The organism is Camelimonas sp. ID_303_24 (genome assembly GCF_053543495.1).
Genome location: NZ_JBLLJM010000003.1, coordinates 391,736 through 407,896 on the forward strand (window position 1 = coordinate 391,736; position 16,161 = coordinate 407,896).

Below are 16,161 nucleotides of genomic sequence, written 5' to 3' on the forward strand. Positions count from 1 at the left end.
GCCCGCCTTGCGCCGGATGTCCCGGGCGGAAGCGCAGCAGCGTTTCCGCCCGGGGCGCAAACGCCTTCCAGCCGCGCCACCGGCGTAACATCCGGTTTTGGCAGATCTCCTTTGACCAGGTCTCTTTTGCCGCGCGTCTGGTGCGGCGGCCCTTGGCGAAGCCGCCCGACGCTGGTATTGCCCATGCAAAGGCCATCGAGCCCCGCATTGCCGGCCGGCGCGTTTTTGCCGCCGGGACAGCCGCCCCAGAGAGAGCATGGCGACGCATCCCTTTGACAACATTCGCAACTTCTCGATCGTTGCGCACATCGACCATGGCAAATCCACGCTCGCGGACCGGTTGATCCAGGAAACCGGCACGGTGGCGGCGCGCGACATGGGCGAGCAGATGCTCGATTCCATGGATATCGAGAAAGAGCGCGGCATCACCATCAAGGCGCAGACCGTGCGGCTGGAGTACAAGGCGCAGGACGGTCGCGATTACATCCTCAACCTGATGGACACCCCCGGCCACGTTGACTTCGCTTACGAAGTGTCGCGTTCGCTGGCTGCCTGCGAGGGCTCCATCCTGGTGGTCGACGCCTCCCAGGGAGTCGAGGCGCAGACCCTGGCCAACGTCTATCAGGCGCTCGACGCCAACCATGAGATTGTGCCGGTTCTGAACAAGATCGACCTGCCCGCCGCCGAACCGGAGCGCGTCAAGGAGCAGATCGAGGACGTCATCGGCATCGACGCCTCGGAGGCGATCCCGGTCTCGGCCAAGACCGGCCTTGGCATTCCGGACGTGCTCGAAGCCATCGTCAAAAGGCTGCCGCCGCCGAAGGGCGACGAGACGGCTCCGCTGAAGGCGATGCTGGTCGACAGCTGGTATGATTCCTATCTCGGCGTGGTTGTGCTGGTGCGCATCATCGACGGCGTGCTGAAGAAGGGCATGACCATCCGCATGATGGGCTCGGGCGCGAATTACGGCGTCGACAAGGTCGGCGTGTTCCGCCCGAAAATGACCGACATGGCCCAGCTCGGCCCCGGCGAGGTCGGCTTCTTCACCGGCTCGATCAAGGAGGTGGCCGACACCCGCGTCGGCGACACCATCACCGAGGAGCGCCGCCTGACGGCGGCCGCCCTGCCCGGCTTCAAACCGGCGCAGCCGGTGGTGTTCTGCGGCCTGTTCCCGGTTGACGCCGCCGATTTTGAAAACCTGCGCGCCGCCATGGGCAAGCTGCGCCTCAACGACGCCAGCTTCTCCTATGAGATGGAAACCTCGGCGGCGCTGGGCTTCGGCTTCCGCTGCGGCTTCCTGGGCCTGCTCCACCTGGAGATCATCCAGGAGCGGCTGGAGCGCGAATTCAATCTCGATCTGATCTCGACGGCGCCGTCGGTGGTCTACAAGCTCAACATGGCGGACGGAGAGCAGATCGAGCTGCACAACCCGGCCGACATGCCCGACGTGATGAAAATCTCGTCGATCGAGGAGCCGTGGATCCGCGCCACCATCATGACGCCTGACGACTATCTCGGCGCCATCATCAAGCTGTGTCAGGACCGGCGCGGCGAACAGGTGGATCTGAACTACGTCGGCAAGCGCGCCATGGTCGTCTACGACCTGCCCCTGAACGAAGTGGTGTTCGACTTCTACGACCGGCTGAAGTCCGTGTCGAAGGGCTACGCCTCGTTCGACTACGCCATTTCCGGATACCGCCAGGGCGATCTGGTCAAGATGTCGCTGCTGGTCAACGCCGAGCCGGTGGACGCCCTGGCCATGCTGGTGCACCGCACCCGGGCGGAAATGCGCGGCCGCGCCATGTGCGAGAAACTGCGCGAACTCATTCCGCAGCACCTGTTCCAGATCCCCATCCAGGCGGCGATCGGCGGCAAGATCATCGCCCGCGAAACCATCCGCGCCCTGCGCAAGGACGTGACGGCGAAGTGCTATGGCGGCGACGCCTCGCGCAAGCGCAAGCTGCTCGACAAGCAGAAGGAAGGCAAAAAGCGCATGCGCCAGTTCGGCAAGGTGGAGATTCCGCAGGAAGCCTTCATCGCCGCGCTCAAGATGGACGAGTAAGACCCCGACAATGTCCGGCGCATGAGACTGGCGTTTCAGTGTCATGCGTCATTTCCGGCGACAGGCCAGAGATCACGGGAACCGGGTCGGGAGCGTGAAGATCCGCTGGCGCGCAGCCGCTGGCGTGGGCTGCGGCGCGTTGCATCCTGGTTTCCGGGCAACTCCACGAAAACATTGTCTCGCCTGGCGCGGAACGGCTTTCGAGACATTGGGCGGGCCGCTTTCAGGCGGCGTGGATCAGGGGCGCGCGCGGCAGCGCACATGGCCCCGCCAAAATCAGCCCGCTGAACGGGCCAGCCAGTTCAGTTCTTCTTCGGTGAGATCATTGTCATCAGGCGGCGTCCCCGGGACAGTGGCGCCCGCCTCGCCCCAGGTAAAGCGGCTGTCGCCCAACGGCGCCCGGTGGGCCCGATCGGCGCCGGCCTCGCCATCGCCATCATGGCTTGCCTGACCGGAAGGCGGCTGCGCCGGAAGCGACCGGGCGGCAGGCGCCAGGGAGGCGCGTTCCGGCGCAGGGCGTTGGAAAGCAGCTATTTCCTCACGGAAGCTGGACATCGCAGCCTCGGAAACCTCAATGACGATCGGATCAACCGACCCAAAAGCTGAACGCAATTCCAGTACGACGCGCCCATCCTGCCATCGCAGCACTTTCAGCTCCCGGACAGGAATGCGCATGTCAAAATTGTTCAATGCCTCGCCCCCGACATGATGTGCGGTCGCCATCCGCAACCGGCGCCCATCGCGCCAGTTCACGTTTCGTTGAACGCACGAGATCCGGAAAAGTTCACGGCTGACATGCGACGAGGCACACGGCGCATCGGCTCCAGGATGCGCATCCAGAATACGCATGGCGTGCTGGAGCCAGGCTCAGACCTGTTGTTGCCCGCGCGGCATTACCTTGAGGCGGCTCCCGCCGGTCGCACAAAGTTCAGGCGCACCGCCTCTGGCCATTTGCCATCGCCAACCCGGCAGCAGCGAATCGGTAACATATATAATTATACTTAATAAATTTGTATTTTATGGCTCGCCTGCCATTGCTGAAAATATTCCTGGTCGTCCCCACCGCCATGGGGGCGCGCGGCGGGGCGGGCAGCAACGCCGCCGCCACCCGCCGCAAATTTTGGCTCCAGATCTCGCGGCAGCCTCCAGCCATTGGCCACAGACAAGCGGGCCAAATGGCGCGTCAGTCCGGCACGAAGGTCGTGGCGACGCCATTTATACAGTATCTCAGGCCGGTCGGCGGCGGTCCATCAGGAAAAACGTGCCCAAGATGACCGCCACATCTGCTGCAATGCACTTCAGTTCGCACCATTCCATAGCTTTCATCGCGGCTGATATCGATGGAATCTGGCTCAGGACTGTCAAAACTCGGCCATCCCGTGCCGCTGTCAAACTTTTTTGCTGATGAGAACAATTTTTGGCCGCATCCAGCGCAGACAAATGCGCCGTCCCGCGTCTCATGGAGCAAGGCGCAACTGCCTGGGCGCTCCGTGCCGTGACCACGCAGCACAGCGTACTGGTCCGGCGTCAGGAGCCGCCGCCACTCCGCGTCCGTGTGCTGGACGGGATAAATTTTGTCCTGCATGGACATGAACTGAACTCCCTTGCCTGTTTGCCGGGATCAGGCCCCACTTGCGGGCAACGATACTACGGAGGCCCGGAAATGGCATGAACGGCTTTGCTTGCGGTTTCCTGTCGTCCGGCGGGACGGGTTTGCGCCGCGCCAGACGGACCAACAGGGCCGACCACGCGTTGACATGACTTTGTATCGCCCAATTTGGCGTATCGATGTCGCGATGCCCAGATCAACAGGGCGACGCCAGCCGGATGGCAGGCGCCACATGAACAGGGCTTGATCGATGATTGCGGGTGTGACTTCCTGGCTGATGGCGGCTGCAGATATCTGGGCCCACATGGCTATGGCGGATGACCAGTATGACTGAAACGTCGGGCGCCCGTTCCGAAGAGCCCGATGGTCCGAGCATGTTCCGGCGCCGGATGGCCGTTATCATGGCGGCGGACGTTGCCGGCTACTCACGCCTGCTCGCCACCGGCGAAGAGGACGCCCTGCAGCTGTTTCACCAGTGCCGGAGCGTCTTCGACGCGGAAGTGGCGCGATATGGTGGGCGGATTTTCAATACCGCTGGCGATTCGGTCATGTCCGAATTCGCCTCGGCGGTGGAAGCGGTGCGGGCGGCCATCGCCATCCAGCATGCGCTCCAGGCCGTCAACCAGCCCTGGCCGGAGGACCGGCGCGTGCGCTTTCGCATTGGCGTTACCATCGGCGATGTCATCGAACGCGATGGCGATCTGCTTGGCGATGGCGTCAACATTGCCGCCCGTCTGGAATCGGTCGCTCACCCCGGCGGCGTGTGCGTGTCGCGGATCGTCCACGACGCGGTGGCGGGCAAGGTGTCGGCGTCATTCCGCAGCATCGGTCCCCAGACGCTCAAGAATATCCCTGCGCCAGTTGAAGCGTTCCTGGTGACCCTCTCCGCTGACTCCGCTGAAACCGGCGAACGGCGGGAGCCCGCGCAAGACAGTGGACGCGGCCGACGTGGCGACAGGCCGGACCGCGCGGCGCGGCGACGGCGACGCTGGGTGCGGATTATCCTGATCACCCTGGCCATTATAATCGTGGCGCCAACCGTGCGGCACGCCAAGCGTTTGCTGGAAGCCCAGCTTGGCCTGAAACTCCCTGCGCCGCCGCCAGAGCAGGCCGTGAAGACGCCAGCGCAACGGGCCATTGGCGCCCTTCCCGATTCCACGGCGCCGGATGCGGCGGCGGGAGCGCGGGATCTGTACCAGAAGGGGCGCGCCCTCGAAGCCAGCGGAGATCTGGCTGGCGCCCGCACCGCTTATGTGGAAGCCGCGCGCGCCGGCGCGGGCTTCATCGATCCGCTCCTGCGCCTGGCCGCGCTGGTGCGATTGCAGGATGGCTCTTCCGCCGCCCGCGATCTGTTCGCAGACCTGAATACGGTAGCGCCAGGCCCGGCGATCCGGATGGTTTACGCCCAGCAACTCGGCCAGGCGGAGCAGACCACGCGGCTTCGGCGGCTGCTCGATGAGACCCCCGCCTTTGCGCCCGCATGGTATGCGCTGGCGCAAGCGCTCGGCGATACCCGCGCGGGCCGCGAGACGCTGACGCGGCTGCGGGCCGAGCACGCCGCCCTGGACCAGTTCCTCACGGCGAACAAGACCGGCGCGCTGAAACGGTTTTTCATCGATTCCGCCGTGCTTCAGGAGTGGGTGGAGCGCGCCGGGCGGCGCGTCCCGGAAATCGACGCCGCCTTCACCAGCCGTCAGACCCGGCCGTTGCTGACCTATCAGGCCGGTTCAAGCCACTGGACAGTGAACATCGCCCTGCCCGAGGACGCCACGGCGGCGCAATACCGCCTGGGCGACCGGGGCGGTTTCTCGCGCGCTGAACTCAACCTGTCCGGAGACGGCAAAACGGCCCGCGCCGCCGCCTTCACCATCCCGTCGCGGGCCGGCAAGACCAACATCTATGTCAGCTACGTGGATTCGGCTGGTCTCACCGCCGGCCCGTTCGCCTACCGGTTCGATTCCGCGGAGCTTAACAGCGAGCGGCAACGCAGCATCCTGATGACCACATCGGGTTCGTGGCTGACGTGGGCGACGGACCGGGATGAGATTTATTTTCCGTATCTGCTCACCTACCGCTGCGCCATCCGCAGCGCCCATGTCGGGTTCGACGGCGCCGATCCGGACATCGCCCTGCCCCTGCCGGCGGAGGGCTGCGACGACAATGCGCCGCCACCCACCGGAGCCCAGAACAGCTTGCCGGCCCCCCACGATGCCCGCAGCGTTTCGGTGAAGCTGGTGCTGCAGAATGGCGAGACGCCGCCGCCGGTGACGATTTCCCGCGAACCCTGAGACGCCCGCGCCAAACGCCTGCCGTCGGCGCCGGGACGATGCGACGTCGCCCGCCGACGACAACGCGGCGCGGGAGCGGGTGACCGCCGCAACGGCAGGCGCCGTCCCGCCCCCAGGTTTTCAAAGCGCCAGACTGGCCATACAAGGGGAGTCGCGATCACAGACGTGTCCTGCGACGGCGTCGCGAACCGTTGCAAACAGCGCCGGACAGAATGGCCAAGCCGACACCACACAGATACAGCCTGCAAATCGTTGTGGCGGTGACGTTCGTGGCCATCATCGCGCTGATTCTGGGCGGCCTGACCTGGTTCAATCACCGGAGCATGGCCCAGCTCGCCCATCGCGAGGCCCAGGAGCGCTTTACCGATCTGGCCCGCCAGATTCGCGATGAGGCGCGCGACCAGCTGGCAAGCGCCCATATTTTCCTGAAAACCATCGGCGAAACCGCGACGCCATCGCGCCCCGACGACGACATGGGACGCCTGCTCGTCACCCTGCTGCGCACGCTGCAGGAAACCACGCCTTCGGTGCTGGGCGTTCTGGCGGGCTGGCCTGACGGGTCCCTGGTTCTCAGCCAGCGCCTGGTGAATGACGCCGCAGCGCCTGGCGCCGCCTATGAGATCGTTGTCAGCACGCCAGACGGCGGATCGGGGCGGTTTCTTCGCCGGTCGATTTTTCTGAACGCCCAGGGAGAAGTGATCCGGCGCAACGCGCCCGTATTGTCGGACTATGACGCGCGCAAGCGCACCTGGTACCAGATGGCCGTCGAAAGCCGGCAACCGGTAACGCCGGCGCCCTACCGTTTCGCCACTTTTCCGGAAATCGGCGTGACTGTCGCGCAGCGCTCCGCCGTCAATCCTGGCGTCGTTTTCGGCATTGATGTCCTGCTCTCCGATCTCGATGACGTCTTGAGCCGGATGCGCACGCATCCTCGTCAGGAGCTGGTGCTGTTCACCGCCGAGGGCGAACTTGCCGCCCATCCCGATGGACGGCGCTACCGACAGGGGGATGGGCCGGTCGGTCCCCATGGGCTGCCCCTGATGTCGGGCCTGCCCTCGCCCCTGCTGCGGGCGATCGCCGAGGCCTATCAGCAGGACGGCAAGGCCGGCAGCCGCATCGTTCACACCGGCAGCGAAGACTATCTGGTCCGGTATGAGCCCGGCCTTGCTGACACCGGCATGATAACGGCAATCGCCATTCCGCAATCAGCGATCATGGGCGCGGCCAACGACATGGCGCGCCGGTTGCTGACCATGGGCCTCCTGGCGCTGCTCATCGCCCTGCCAATCGTGGCGCTGGCGGCGCGCAGGATCACCCGGCCGCTCCACACCCTCACCGGCGCGGTCAGCAGGATTGTTTCGTTCCAGGGCGACGGCGCCCGGCCGCCGCCCTCGCACATCACCGAGATCGACGCGCTCTCCGGCGCGGTTGGCGGGCTGCAGCTGGCGATGAACAATTTCATGCGCTACGTGCCACAGCAGATTGTGCGCGGCATCGTCAGGGACGGCGTCCAGCCCAGCCTGGGCGGGGTCCGCCAGCAGACCACGGTGGTTTTCTCCGATATCGCCAATTTCACCGGCATCGCCGAGCAGTTGCCGCCCGAGGCGCTCACCGGTCTGGTGTCGCGCTACTTCGCGGTCATCAGCAGCGCCCTGGTGGATTCAGGCGCCACCATCGACAAATTTATCGGCGACAGCGTCATGGCGTTCTGGAACGCGCCCGATCCACAGCCGGACCATGTGGCCCGGGCTTGCAACGGCGTGCTTGACGCGGCGCGGAGCCTCGAAGAACTGAACGCGACCTTCCGCAGCGAGGGCCTGCCGGAACTGCACACCCGTTTCGGCGTGCACACCGGCGAGGCGGTAATCGGCCATGTCGGCTCCTTCGACCGCCTGAGCTATACCGTGCTGGGTCATACGGTGAACATCGCCTCCCGTCTTGAAGCGCTGAACAAGGAATTCGGCACCACGATCCTGGCCTCCAGCGCCGTCCGGGACGGCGCCGGCGATGGGTTCATTTTCCATGATGTGGGCCTCGCGGGCGTGCGCGGAGCCAGCGAACGCATCGCGGCCTGTGAACTGGTTGGCCGTGCGGAGCGGACGGACGCGCCTGATCGTGGTTCTGGCGCGCTTGCCCCGGATATGCCAGGGCATGTAAATCCTGCGGTGGCAGGCCGGCCCGACGCCAGCCAACCGGCTGACGCCATGGCGTGACGCATACCTGGAGACAGCCTGGCCCCGCCCCATCGGGCGAACCCGCAAGGTAATGCTGGCGCTCCCCTCCAGACAGGCGGAACGCCCTGGCGTTTTTGGTGACGCGCGTTCTTCAGGCGGGACCACGGCGCCTGGCCTGAGGCCCATGGAGGAGTTGACGTGGCGCAGATGCAGAAAGGCCAGCCCAGGCGCGCGCGAACGTCCGATATCGAACGCGCCTGCAAGGAGCGCGGCCTGCGCATGACCGGGCAGCGACGCACCATCGCGCAGGTTCTGGGCAATCTGGACGATCATCCGGACGTGGAGGAACTGCACCGGCGGGCGGCGCTGATCGATCCGCGCATTTCGCTTTCCACCGTCTACCGCACCGTGCGCCTGCTCGAGGACGAGGGCATTCTGGCCCGGCACGAATTCGGAGACGGCCGCGCCCGCTACGAGCGGGCCGAGCGCCAGCACCATGACCACCTGATCGACGTGCGCACCGGCGCGGTGATCGAGTTCCAGTCCGAGGAAATCGAACGCCTGCAAGCCGAAATTGCCCGCAAGCTCGGTTATCGTCTGGTGCGCCACCGGCTGGAACTGTATGGGGCGCCGCTTGGCGACGACGGTCCGGTGGACGGCGAGACGCCCGACGACAGCGCGACCAGCTGATCATGGAAAGTCTGCGGGGCAATCTGCGCGCCTGGAGCCGCATCGGCGCCCTGACCATCATCACGCTGGTCGGCGTGCCCGTGCAATGGGCGGCGCTGCGCGTCGGCGCGCGGCCAGTCTATCAACGCCTCCCTGTGCTGTTCCACCGGCTGGTCTGCCGGATCATCGGCGTGCGCGTGCGGGTCGAGGGCGAGCCGCCGCGCGGCCAGCCGACGCTACTGGTCTCCAACCACGTTTCCTGGGCGGACATCACCGCCATCGCCAGCGTCACGCCCCTGTCATTCATCGCCAAATCCGAGGTGGGAGGCTGGCCGGTATTCGGCGCGTTCGCCCGTCTGCAACGCTCGGTGTTCGTTGACCGCGCCCGGCGCACCGCCACGGCGGAGGTCAACGGCGCCATCGCCAGGCGGCTCGCCGACAATGAGGCGATGGTGCTGTTCGCCGAAGGCACCACCGGCGAAGGCCTGCGGGTGCTGCCGTTCCGCTCGGCGCTGGTGGGCGCGGTGAAGGACGCGGCGGGCGCACAGACGGTGCGCCTGCAACCGATGTGCATCTGCTACGTGGCGCGCAACGGACTGCCATTGGGACGCAATGGCCTGCCGCAGATCGCCTGGTATGGCGATATGGACCTGGCGCCGCATTTGATGGAGCTGCTGCGCAGCGGCGACCGCTATGAAGCGGTGATTTCGTTCGGTGAGCCAATGCTGGGGAACGACGTCAATCGCAAGATCGCCACGCGCATGGCCGAGAATTTTGCCCGCGCCGCCGTCCGGCGGTTGCGGCGATCATGACCCTGACTCTGACCGGGCTCGCGCCGTCGTATTTCTTTCACGCGAAGCGGTATGCTTGCACGCGAAGCGGTATGCATGACGGGAAGATGCGGCGCGAAGCCCTGTGCCTTCCGTCCCGAAATGCGCTAGAATGGTTTGTTGGCGCGCCTTTCCCCACGGAAGGGCGCCGTCTGTGTATCAATTGATGGCGTGACCACGATTTCCCATGGGACTTCAGGGTGCGCCGGCCCAGGTGAAAGTGTCGGACCAACGTGAAAAAGGTTCACGTCAAATCATACGGCTGCCAGATGAACGTCTACGACGCCGAACGCATGGCGGACGTGCTGGCGGACCAGGGGTACGTGGAGACCCCCAGTATCGATGACGCCGATCTGGTGATTCTCAACACCTGCCACATCCGCGAGAAAGCCGTCGAGAAGGTCTATTCCGAACTCGGCCGGGTGCGCGAGAACAAGGCGGAGCGCGCCCGCGACGGCAAGGAGACGCGGGTCGTGGTGGCCGGATGCGTCGCCCAGGCGGAAGGCGCCGAGATCATGCGCCGCGCCCCGGTGGTCGACGTGGTGGTTGGTCCGCAGAGCTATCACCGCCTGCCGGAGCTGCTCGCCGCGAAAAGCCGCGACCAGGCGGTCGATACGGAATTTCCCGTCGAGGACAAGTTCCGGCAGCTGCCGGCGCGGCGCATCGCGCCGCAACGCAATATTTCTGCCTTCCTGACCATCCAGGAAGGCTGCGACAAGTTCTGCACATTTTGCGTCGTGCCCTATACCCGGGGCGCGGAAAGCTCCCGCTCCGTCGAGGCGCTGATGAAGGAAGCGCGCCGGCTCGCAGGCCTCGGAGTGCGCGAGTTCACGCTGCTCGGCCAGAACGTCAACGCCTGGCACGGCGAAGGCCCTGATGGCAAAACCTGGACGCTGGGCCGCCTGTTGCGCCATCTGGCCGAAATGGATGGGGTGGAGCGCCTGCGCTATACCACCAGCCACCCGCGCGACATGGATGACGAGCTGATCGCCGCCCATCGCGACCTGCCGCAGGTGATGCCTTATCTGCACCTGCCGGTGCAGGCTGGCTCCGACCGCATCCTCGCCGCCATGAACCGGCGCCATACCGCTGACGAATACCGGCGGATCATCGACCGCATGCGCGACGCCCGCCCGGATATCGCCCTGTCGTCCGATTTCATTGTCGGCTTCCCTGGCGAGACCGACGCCGACTTCGCCGCGACCATGCGCCTTGTCGACGATATTGGTTTCGCCAGCGCGTTCTCCTTCAAATACAGCCCGCGGCCCGGCACCCCCGCCGCCGAACAGGCCGACCAGATCCCCGAGCAGGTGAAAGCCGACCGGCTGGCCCAGTTGCAGGCGGCGCTGGAGCGGGACCGCGCCGCGTTCAACAAGGCCATGGCGGGCCGCGTCATCGACGTGCTGGTCGAGCGCCAGGGGCGCCAGCCAGGGCAGATGGCCGGCAAGTCGCCTTATTTGCAGGGCGTACATTTCGACGCGCCGGCCGACATCCTGGGCCAGATGGCGACCGTGGAAGTGATTGAGGCCACCGCAGGCAGTCTGCTTGGCCGTTATCTGGGCCTGGCCCAATCTGCCTCTGGCCACGCCGCGGGGGCTCTCCCGACGCCGGCGGAACAGCCTCTCTCCCCGCAACAAAGGAACGCGAATGCCGCGTGACGAAGGCGAGCTCTCCCCCGAACAGTTTCGCGGCTCCGGCCCGGCAAAACCGGGCGGCCGCGGCGCACAGCCAGCACGCCATGCGCCGTCGCAAACCGAACTGGTGCTGACGCTGGATGACAACCGGCTGGCCGGCCTGGTTTTCGGCCAGTTCGACCAGCACCTCGCCCATATCGAGCGCAGGCTCGACGTGCTGGCGACGGCGCGGGGCAACCGGGTGATCATCCATGGCGAACAGCCGGCTGCGGCCAAGGCCCGTCAGGTGATTCTGGCCCTGTATGAGCGCGCCCGGGCCGGCGAGGCCATCACGCCCGGCGACATTGATGGCGTCATTCAGGAAATCGCCCTGCAGGGCAATCTTTTCCCGGGCGACGACAGCTCGGTCGCGCCTGGCAACTTCCGCCAGATTGTCACCCGCAAGCGCGGCGGCGTGCGCGCCCGCAACAAGGCGCAGGATGATTACCTGCGCACGTTGCAGACCAATGAACTGGTGATCGCCGAAGGCCCGGCGGGCACGGGCAAAACCTGGCTGGCCGTCGGTCACGCGGTTTCGCTGCTCGAGCAGGGCGTGGTGGAGCGGCTGGTGCTGTCGCGACCAGCTGTTGAAGCGGGCGAGCGCCTCGGCTTCCTGCCTGGCGACATGCGCGAGAAGATCGATCCCTACCTGCGCCCGGTCTACGACGCGCTTTACGATTTCATGGAGGCGCGCACGGTCGAACGCGGCCTCGCCACCGGCATGATCGAGATCGCCCCCCTCGCCTTCATGCGCGGCCGCACCCTCACCCGCGCCGCCGTGCTGCTGGACGAAGCGCAGAACACCACCACCATGCAGATGAAGATGTTCCTGACCCGCCTCGGCGAGGGATCGCGGATGATCGTTACCGGCGACCCGTCGCAGATTGATCTGCCGCCAGGCCAGCAGTCCGGCCTCATTCAGGCCTCGCGCATCCTGCGCGGCGTCGAGAGCGTCGGCCATGTGCGCTTCGCCGAGGGCGACGTGGTGCGTCACGATCTGGTGCGCCGGATCGTCGCCGCCTATGACGCCGAAACCCGCGCTTTGGCCGAGCGCGACGCCAGCGGCGGCGCCAGGCCAGCCGGCAGGCCCGTCACTCTCACCGGAACCCGGGAATGAGCGCTTCTCCATTCGTTGACGTGGTGATCGAAAGCCCCTTGTGGGAGGCGCTGCCGGAGGCGGAGACCCTGGCTGGACGGGCGGCGCTGGCCGCCGTCGCCGCTGGCGGCGTCGCCGTGATGGATGGCGCCGAGCTGTCGCTGATGCTGGCCGACGATGCGGCCGTGCGGGAGCTGAACCGCACGTGGCGCGACAAGGACAAGCCGACCAACGTACTGTCGTGGCCAGCGGCGGATCCGGACGATCTCGCCCGCTCGCCGCACTGCGGCGACATCGCCGTCGCCTACGAAACCCTTGCGCGCGAGGCCGCAGACGAGGGAAAAACGGTCGCGGATCATTTTACCCATCTCGTGGTTCATGGCGTGCTGCATCTGCTTGGCTACGATCATGAGACCGACGACGAGGCGGAGGAAATGGAGGCGCTGGAGACGGAAATTCTGGCCGGCCTCGGCGTCGCCGACCCTTATGGAGCGGATGGCGCCAGCGTGAACAATGTGGCGGGGGAAGCGCTGGAGAGATGAGCGAGGATCGAAGTACGCGCCCTGGGCGTCAGCCCCAGTCATCGACAGGCAGGCAGGATGCCCCGGGATGGTTTGACCGCCTGCTGGCGCTGACCCGGCCGCGCAATGGCGCCTCCGTGCGCCATGACCTGGAAGACGTTCTGGAACACAGCGCGCCGACAGAAGAATTTTCCGCAACAGAGCGGTCGCTTGTCCGCAACGTCCTGGCGCTGCATGAACGCCGCGTTGAAGATGCGATGGTGCCGCGCGCCGATATTGTCGCGATTCGCGAGGACGCCCAGCTTGCCGACGTCCTCGACCTGTTCCGGTCGGCGGGACACTCGCGCCTGCCGGTCTACGGCGAATCACTCGATGATCCGCGCGGCATGGTCCATATCCGGGACTTTCTGGACTATCTGGCGGGCTGCACGCCCCGCGTCGTGATCGATGAAACGAATTCCATGCCCAGCTTTTCCGGCGTCGACCTGTCGCTGCCGCTGAATGAAGCGGACATCCTGCGCCCGGTGCTGTTCGTGCCGCCGTCCATGCCGGCCATCGACCTGCTGGCGCGCATGCAGGCCAGCCGCACCCATATGGCGCTGGTCATTGATGAATATGGCGGCACGGACGGCATCGTCTCCATGGAAGACGTGGTGGAGCTGATCGTCGGAGATATTGAGGACGAGCATGACCACGACGCCGGGCCAATGATCGCCCCGGCCGGTCACAACGCTTTCGACGCCAACGCCCGGGCTGATCTGGAAGATGTGGCGCAAGCCCTGGGAGGCCCGCTGGTCGACGACACCCTGGCGGACGAGATCGACACCATCGGCGGGTTGGTGGCGCACCTCGCGGGGCGCGTTCCCGCAACGGGCGAACGGATCGACGGCCCGCAGGGACTGGTCTTCGAGGTGCTGGAAGCCGACCCCCGCCGCCTGAAGCGCATCCGCATCTTCCGGCCTTCGTCCACTGACGACGTTGCGTCGGCGCCGGGCGACCCGCGATCGCTTTCTCCACGCGAACCTGACGCCAGATGACGCGACAGGTGGGTGGGCCTTTGGAGCAGGGGCGCGGATTTCGCGCCGCCGCCCATATTTTCATGGGCGGGCGCTGGCGCCGGCGCATGACCGCGCTTGTCGCTGGCGCCATTGGGGCGTTGTCACTGGCGCCAGTCGATTTCCTGCCCGCCATGTTCATCGCCCTGACCACGGCTGTGTGGCTTGTGGATGCTGCTGTCCAGGGCAGCGCATCGGGGGAAGGCAGCCCCGGGCGCCGCGCCGGCCAGCGCGCCCGCGCCGCCGCCGCCCTGGGCTGGTGGTTCGGTTTTGGCTATTTCGTCGCGGGCCTGTGGTGGCTTGGCGCAGCTTTTCTGGTCGAAGCAGACGAATTCGCCTGGGCCCTGCCGCTGGGCGTGCTTGGGCTGCCCGCTGGCCTGGCGTTTTTCACCGCAGCCGGCTTTGGCCTGGCCGGGGCGCTGTGGAGCCGGGGCCCGGTCCGCATCCTGACCCTGGCCGGCGCTCTCGGCGTCTCTGAATATCTGCGCGGCGTCCTGTTTTCCGGCTTTCCCTGGAACACGTTTGGCATGGCCCTTGGCGGACATTCGCTGACGGCGCAGATCGCCTCGATCGTTGGCATGTATGGGCTGACCGTCCTCACGGTGGCCATCTGCGCCGCCCCGGCCACCCTGGCGCCGGCTGCAGGCGAAACGACGGGAGCCCCACGCGACAGCTGGCTGCGTCGCCTCGCTCCGACGGGCATGGCGGCCATTGCCCTCGCCGCGCTCGTTGTTTACGGCCATGGCAGAATTCCTGGCGCCCCCGCGATGGTGGAGCCAGGCATAAGACTTCGCCTCGTGCAGCCTGGGGTTTCCCAGGACACGACCGTATTCAACTGGGAAAATCGCGAAAAAATACTCAGCCAGTACATCAGGCTGAGTGAGGGCGAAGGCGCGGGCCCGACGGCGAGCCAGGGGGCCGGTCAAGGTGCGGAGACGGGCCTGGCGCAACAGAACATCACCCACGTTATCTGGCCCGAATCAGCCTTGCCATTCCTGCTGGCGGATCATCCGCAAGCGCTGGCCGCCATCGGCGACATGTTGCCCCCGGGCGCGGTGCTGATAACCGGCGCCGCCCGTGGGGAGGCGCTTGCCCCAGGCGGGCGTCCCAACCGCTTCTACAATTCGATGCAGGTTGTTGATCACCAGGGGCGGATTACCGCCGTCTACGACAAATCCCATCTGGTGCCGTTTGGCGAATACCTGCCGTTTTCCGGCGCTCTGGATGCTCTCGGTCTGAGGCAATTCGTCCATATCCCCGGCGGTTTCGCCCCAGGGGCGCCCGGCGGCGGCCTTGATGTTCCTGGCCTGCCCCCGGTGACGCCGCTGATTTGCTATGAAGCAATTTTTCCTGGCTTCGGGCCGGCCAGAAGCGCGCGCGGCGTGATCCTGAATGTCACCAACGATGGCTGGTTTGGGCAGACGCCAGGCCCCTGGCAGCATCTGGCCCAGGCGCGATTGCGCGCCATCGAGCAGGGTTTGCCGCTGGTGCGCGTGGCCAATACCGGCATATCGGTTGTAGTTGACTCATGGGGCCGGACGAATACTTTCCTTCCATTGGGAAAAGTTGGTTACGCCGATTCAGCCTTGCCATCAGCGCTTCAGCCAACGGTATACGCCAAAAGCGGCGACTTGTTTTTTGTCCTGCTTCTGATTTTCTGCTTTGGCTGCAGCGCGCGCGCCGGTTGGCGCCGCGATGCCGCCACAGACAGCAGACAGCAGACAGTTGGTTGACCATGCCAACGGAGATTCACAGTGAGCAAGGCCCGCAACCCCATAGACCTGTACGTCGGCGGCAGGGTTCGCATGCGACGCATGCTTGTCGGCCTGAGCCAGGAAAAACTGGGCGACGCGCTGGGCGTCACATTCCAGCAGATCCAGAAATACGAGAAAGGCGCCAATCGCATCGGCGCCAGCCGCCTGCACCAGATCGCCCAGGTGCTCGGGGTGCCGGTTTCGTTCTTCTACGATGGCGCGGCGCCAGCTGAAGGCGTCACTACCGGCTTTGCGGAAGCGCCGGTGCTGGATCATGTCGCCGATTTTCTGGCCACCTCCGAGGGGCTGCATCTCAACAAGGCGTTCGTCCGCATCCAGGACGCCGGCGTGCGCCGGAAGCTGGTGGCGCTTGTCGAGGCCATGGCGAACGCCCAGCCCACGGTCAAAGGCGGCGGAGACTGAATTTCCC

The 16,161-nt window shown here is 65.9% G+C and carries 13 protein-coding genes; 11 read left to right on the top strand and 2 right to left on the bottom strand.

Annotated features, from left to right (window positions below):
* Positions 1-256: 256 nt before the first annotated feature.
* On the top strand, positions 257-2,062 hold the full coding sequence (lepA, locus tag ACERNI_RS04610; RefSeq protein WP_448832078.1) for a translation elongation factor 4: 1,806 nt from the start codon (positions 257-259) through the stop codon (positions 2,060-2,062).
* A gap of 276 nt (positions 2,063-2,338) precedes the next feature.
* Here lepA and ACERNI_RS04615 read toward each other — a convergent pair whose 3' ends face one another.
* Together ACERNI_RS04615 and msrB are read right to left on the bottom strand one after the other, a co-directional pair.
* Positions 2,339-2,737 carry a hypothetical protein gene (locus ACERNI_RS04615; protein ID WP_448832079.1) on the bottom strand — a complete coding sequence of 133 codons (399 nt, stop codon included), beginning with the start codon at positions 2,735-2,737 and terminating at the stop codon, positions 2,339-2,341.
* 508 nt (positions 2,738-3,245) lie between these two features.
* Positions 3,246-3,647: a peptide-methionine (R)-S-oxide reductase MsrB gene (gene msrB / locus ACERNI_RS04620; RefSeq protein ID WP_448832169.1), complete on the bottom strand. Its 402-nt coding sequence runs from the start codon at positions 3,645-3,647 to the stop codon at positions 3,246-3,248.
* 350 nt (positions 3,648-3,997) lie between these two features.
* Between msrB and ACERNI_RS04625 the strand changes: the two genes are divergently transcribed.
* The 10 genes from ACERNI_RS04625 (at position 3,998) to ACERNI_RS04670 (ending at position 16,154) form a co-directional block, all read left to right on the top strand.
* Positions 3,998-5,959 carry an adenylate/guanylate cyclase domain-containing protein gene (locus ACERNI_RS04625; protein WP_448832080.1) on the top strand — a complete coding sequence of 654 codons (1,962 nt, stop codon included), beginning with the start codon at positions 3,998-4,000 and terminating at the stop codon, positions 5,957-5,959.
* Between the two features lie 212 nt (positions 5,960-6,171).
* The gene (locus ACERNI_RS04630; RefSeq protein WP_448832081.1) at positions 6,172-8,172 is read left to right on the top strand and encodes an adenylate/guanylate cyclase domain-containing protein; all 2,001 of its coding nucleotides are present in this window, start codon (positions 6,172-6,174) and stop codon (positions 8,170-8,172) included.
* Positions 8,173-8,340: 168 nt separating this feature from the next.
* Positions 8,341-8,823: a Fur family transcriptional regulator gene (locus ACERNI_RS04635; RefSeq protein ID WP_448832170.1), complete on the top strand. Its 483-nt coding sequence runs from the start codon at positions 8,341-8,343 to the stop codon at positions 8,821-8,823.
* A gap of 2 nt (positions 8,824-8,825) precedes the next feature.
* Positions 8,826-9,614 carry a lysophospholipid acyltransferase family protein gene (locus tag ACERNI_RS04640; protein WP_448832082.1) on the top strand — a complete coding sequence of 263 codons (789 nt, stop codon included), beginning with the start codon at positions 8,826-8,828 and terminating at the stop codon, positions 9,612-9,614.
* 251 nt (positions 9,615-9,865) lie between these two features.
* Complete coding sequence (gene miaB / locus ACERNI_RS04645) at positions 9,866-11,290, top strand: tRNA (N6-isopentenyl adenosine(37)-C2)-methylthiotransferase MiaB (RefSeq protein ID WP_448832083.1); 1,425 nt, start codon at positions 9,866-9,868, stop codon at positions 11,288-11,290.
* Positions 11,280-12,422 carry a PhoH family protein gene (locus ACERNI_RS04650; protein WP_448832084.1) on the top strand — a complete coding sequence of 381 codons (1,143 nt, stop codon included), beginning with the start codon at positions 11,280-11,282 and terminating at the stop codon, positions 12,420-12,422. The genes miaB and ACERNI_RS04650 overlap by 11 nt, the downstream gene beginning before the upstream one ends.
* A complete protein-coding gene (gene ybeY / locus ACERNI_RS04655; RefSeq protein ID WP_448832085.1) occupies positions 12,419-12,943 on the top strand; it encodes an rRNA maturation RNase YbeY in 525 nt (174 codons plus the stop codon). Before ACERNI_RS04650 ends, ybeY begins: the two co-directional genes overlap by 4 nt.
* Positions 12,940-13,959, top strand: a complete 1,020-nt coding sequence (locus tag ACERNI_RS04660) for a hemolysin family protein (RefSeq protein ID WP_448832086.1) — start codon at positions 12,940-12,942, stop codon at positions 13,957-13,959. Before ybeY ends, ACERNI_RS04660 begins: the two co-directional genes overlap by 4 nt.
* An 86-nt stretch (positions 13,960-14,045) precedes the next feature.
* A complete protein-coding gene (gene lnt, locus ACERNI_RS04665; protein ID WP_448832087.1) occupies positions 14,046-15,710 on the top strand; it encodes an apolipoprotein N-acyltransferase in 1,665 nt (554 codons plus the stop codon).
* Positions 15,711-15,731: 21 nt separating this feature from the next.
* A complete protein-coding gene (locus tag ACERNI_RS04670) occupies positions 15,732-16,154 on the top strand; it encodes a helix-turn-helix domain-containing protein (protein WP_448832088.1) in 423 nt (140 codons plus the stop codon).
* Positions 16,155-16,161: the final 7 nt, after the last annotated feature.

Coding starts and splice junctions, on each gene's coding strand:
- ACERNI_RS04650 (WP_448832084.1), top strand. CDS start 11,280: ATGCCGCGTGACGAAGGCGAGCTCTCCCCCGAACAGTTTCGCGGCTCC.
- ACERNI_RS04625 (WP_448832080.1), top strand. CDS start 3,998: ATGACTGAAACGTCGGGCGCCCGTTCCGAAGAGCCCGATGGTCCGAGC.
- ACERNI_RS04660 (WP_448832086.1), top strand. CDS start 12,940: ATGAGCGAGGATCGAAGTACGCGCCCTGGGCGTCAGCCCCAGTCATCG.
- ACERNI_RS04615 (WP_448832079.1), bottom strand. CDS start 2,737: ATGCGCATTCCTGTCCGGGAGCTGAAAGTGCTGCGATGGCAGGATGGG.
- lepA (WP_448832078.1), top strand. CDS start 257: ATGGCGACGCATCCCTTTGACAACATTCGCAACTTCTCGATCGTTGCG.
- ACERNI_RS04635 (WP_448832170.1), top strand. CDS start 8,341: ATGCAGAAAGGCCAGCCCAGGCGCGCGCGAACGTCCGATATCGAACGC.
- ybeY (WP_448832085.1), top strand. CDS start 12,419: ATGAGCGCTTCTCCATTCGTTGACGTGGTGATCGAAAGCCCCTTGTGG.
- ACERNI_RS04630 (WP_448832081.1), top strand. CDS start 6,172: ATGGCCAAGCCGACACCACACAGATACAGCCTGCAAATCGTTGTGGCG.
- msrB (WP_448832169.1), bottom strand. CDS start 3,647: ATGCAGGACAAAATTTATCCCGTCCAGCACACGGACGCGGAGTGGCGG.
- ACERNI_RS04640 (WP_448832082.1), top strand. CDS start 8,826: ATGGAAAGTCTGCGGGGCAATCTGCGCGCCTGGAGCCGCATCGGCGCC.
- lnt (WP_448832087.1), top strand. CDS start 14,046: ATGACCGCGCTTGTCGCTGGCGCCATTGGGGCGTTGTCACTGGCGCCA.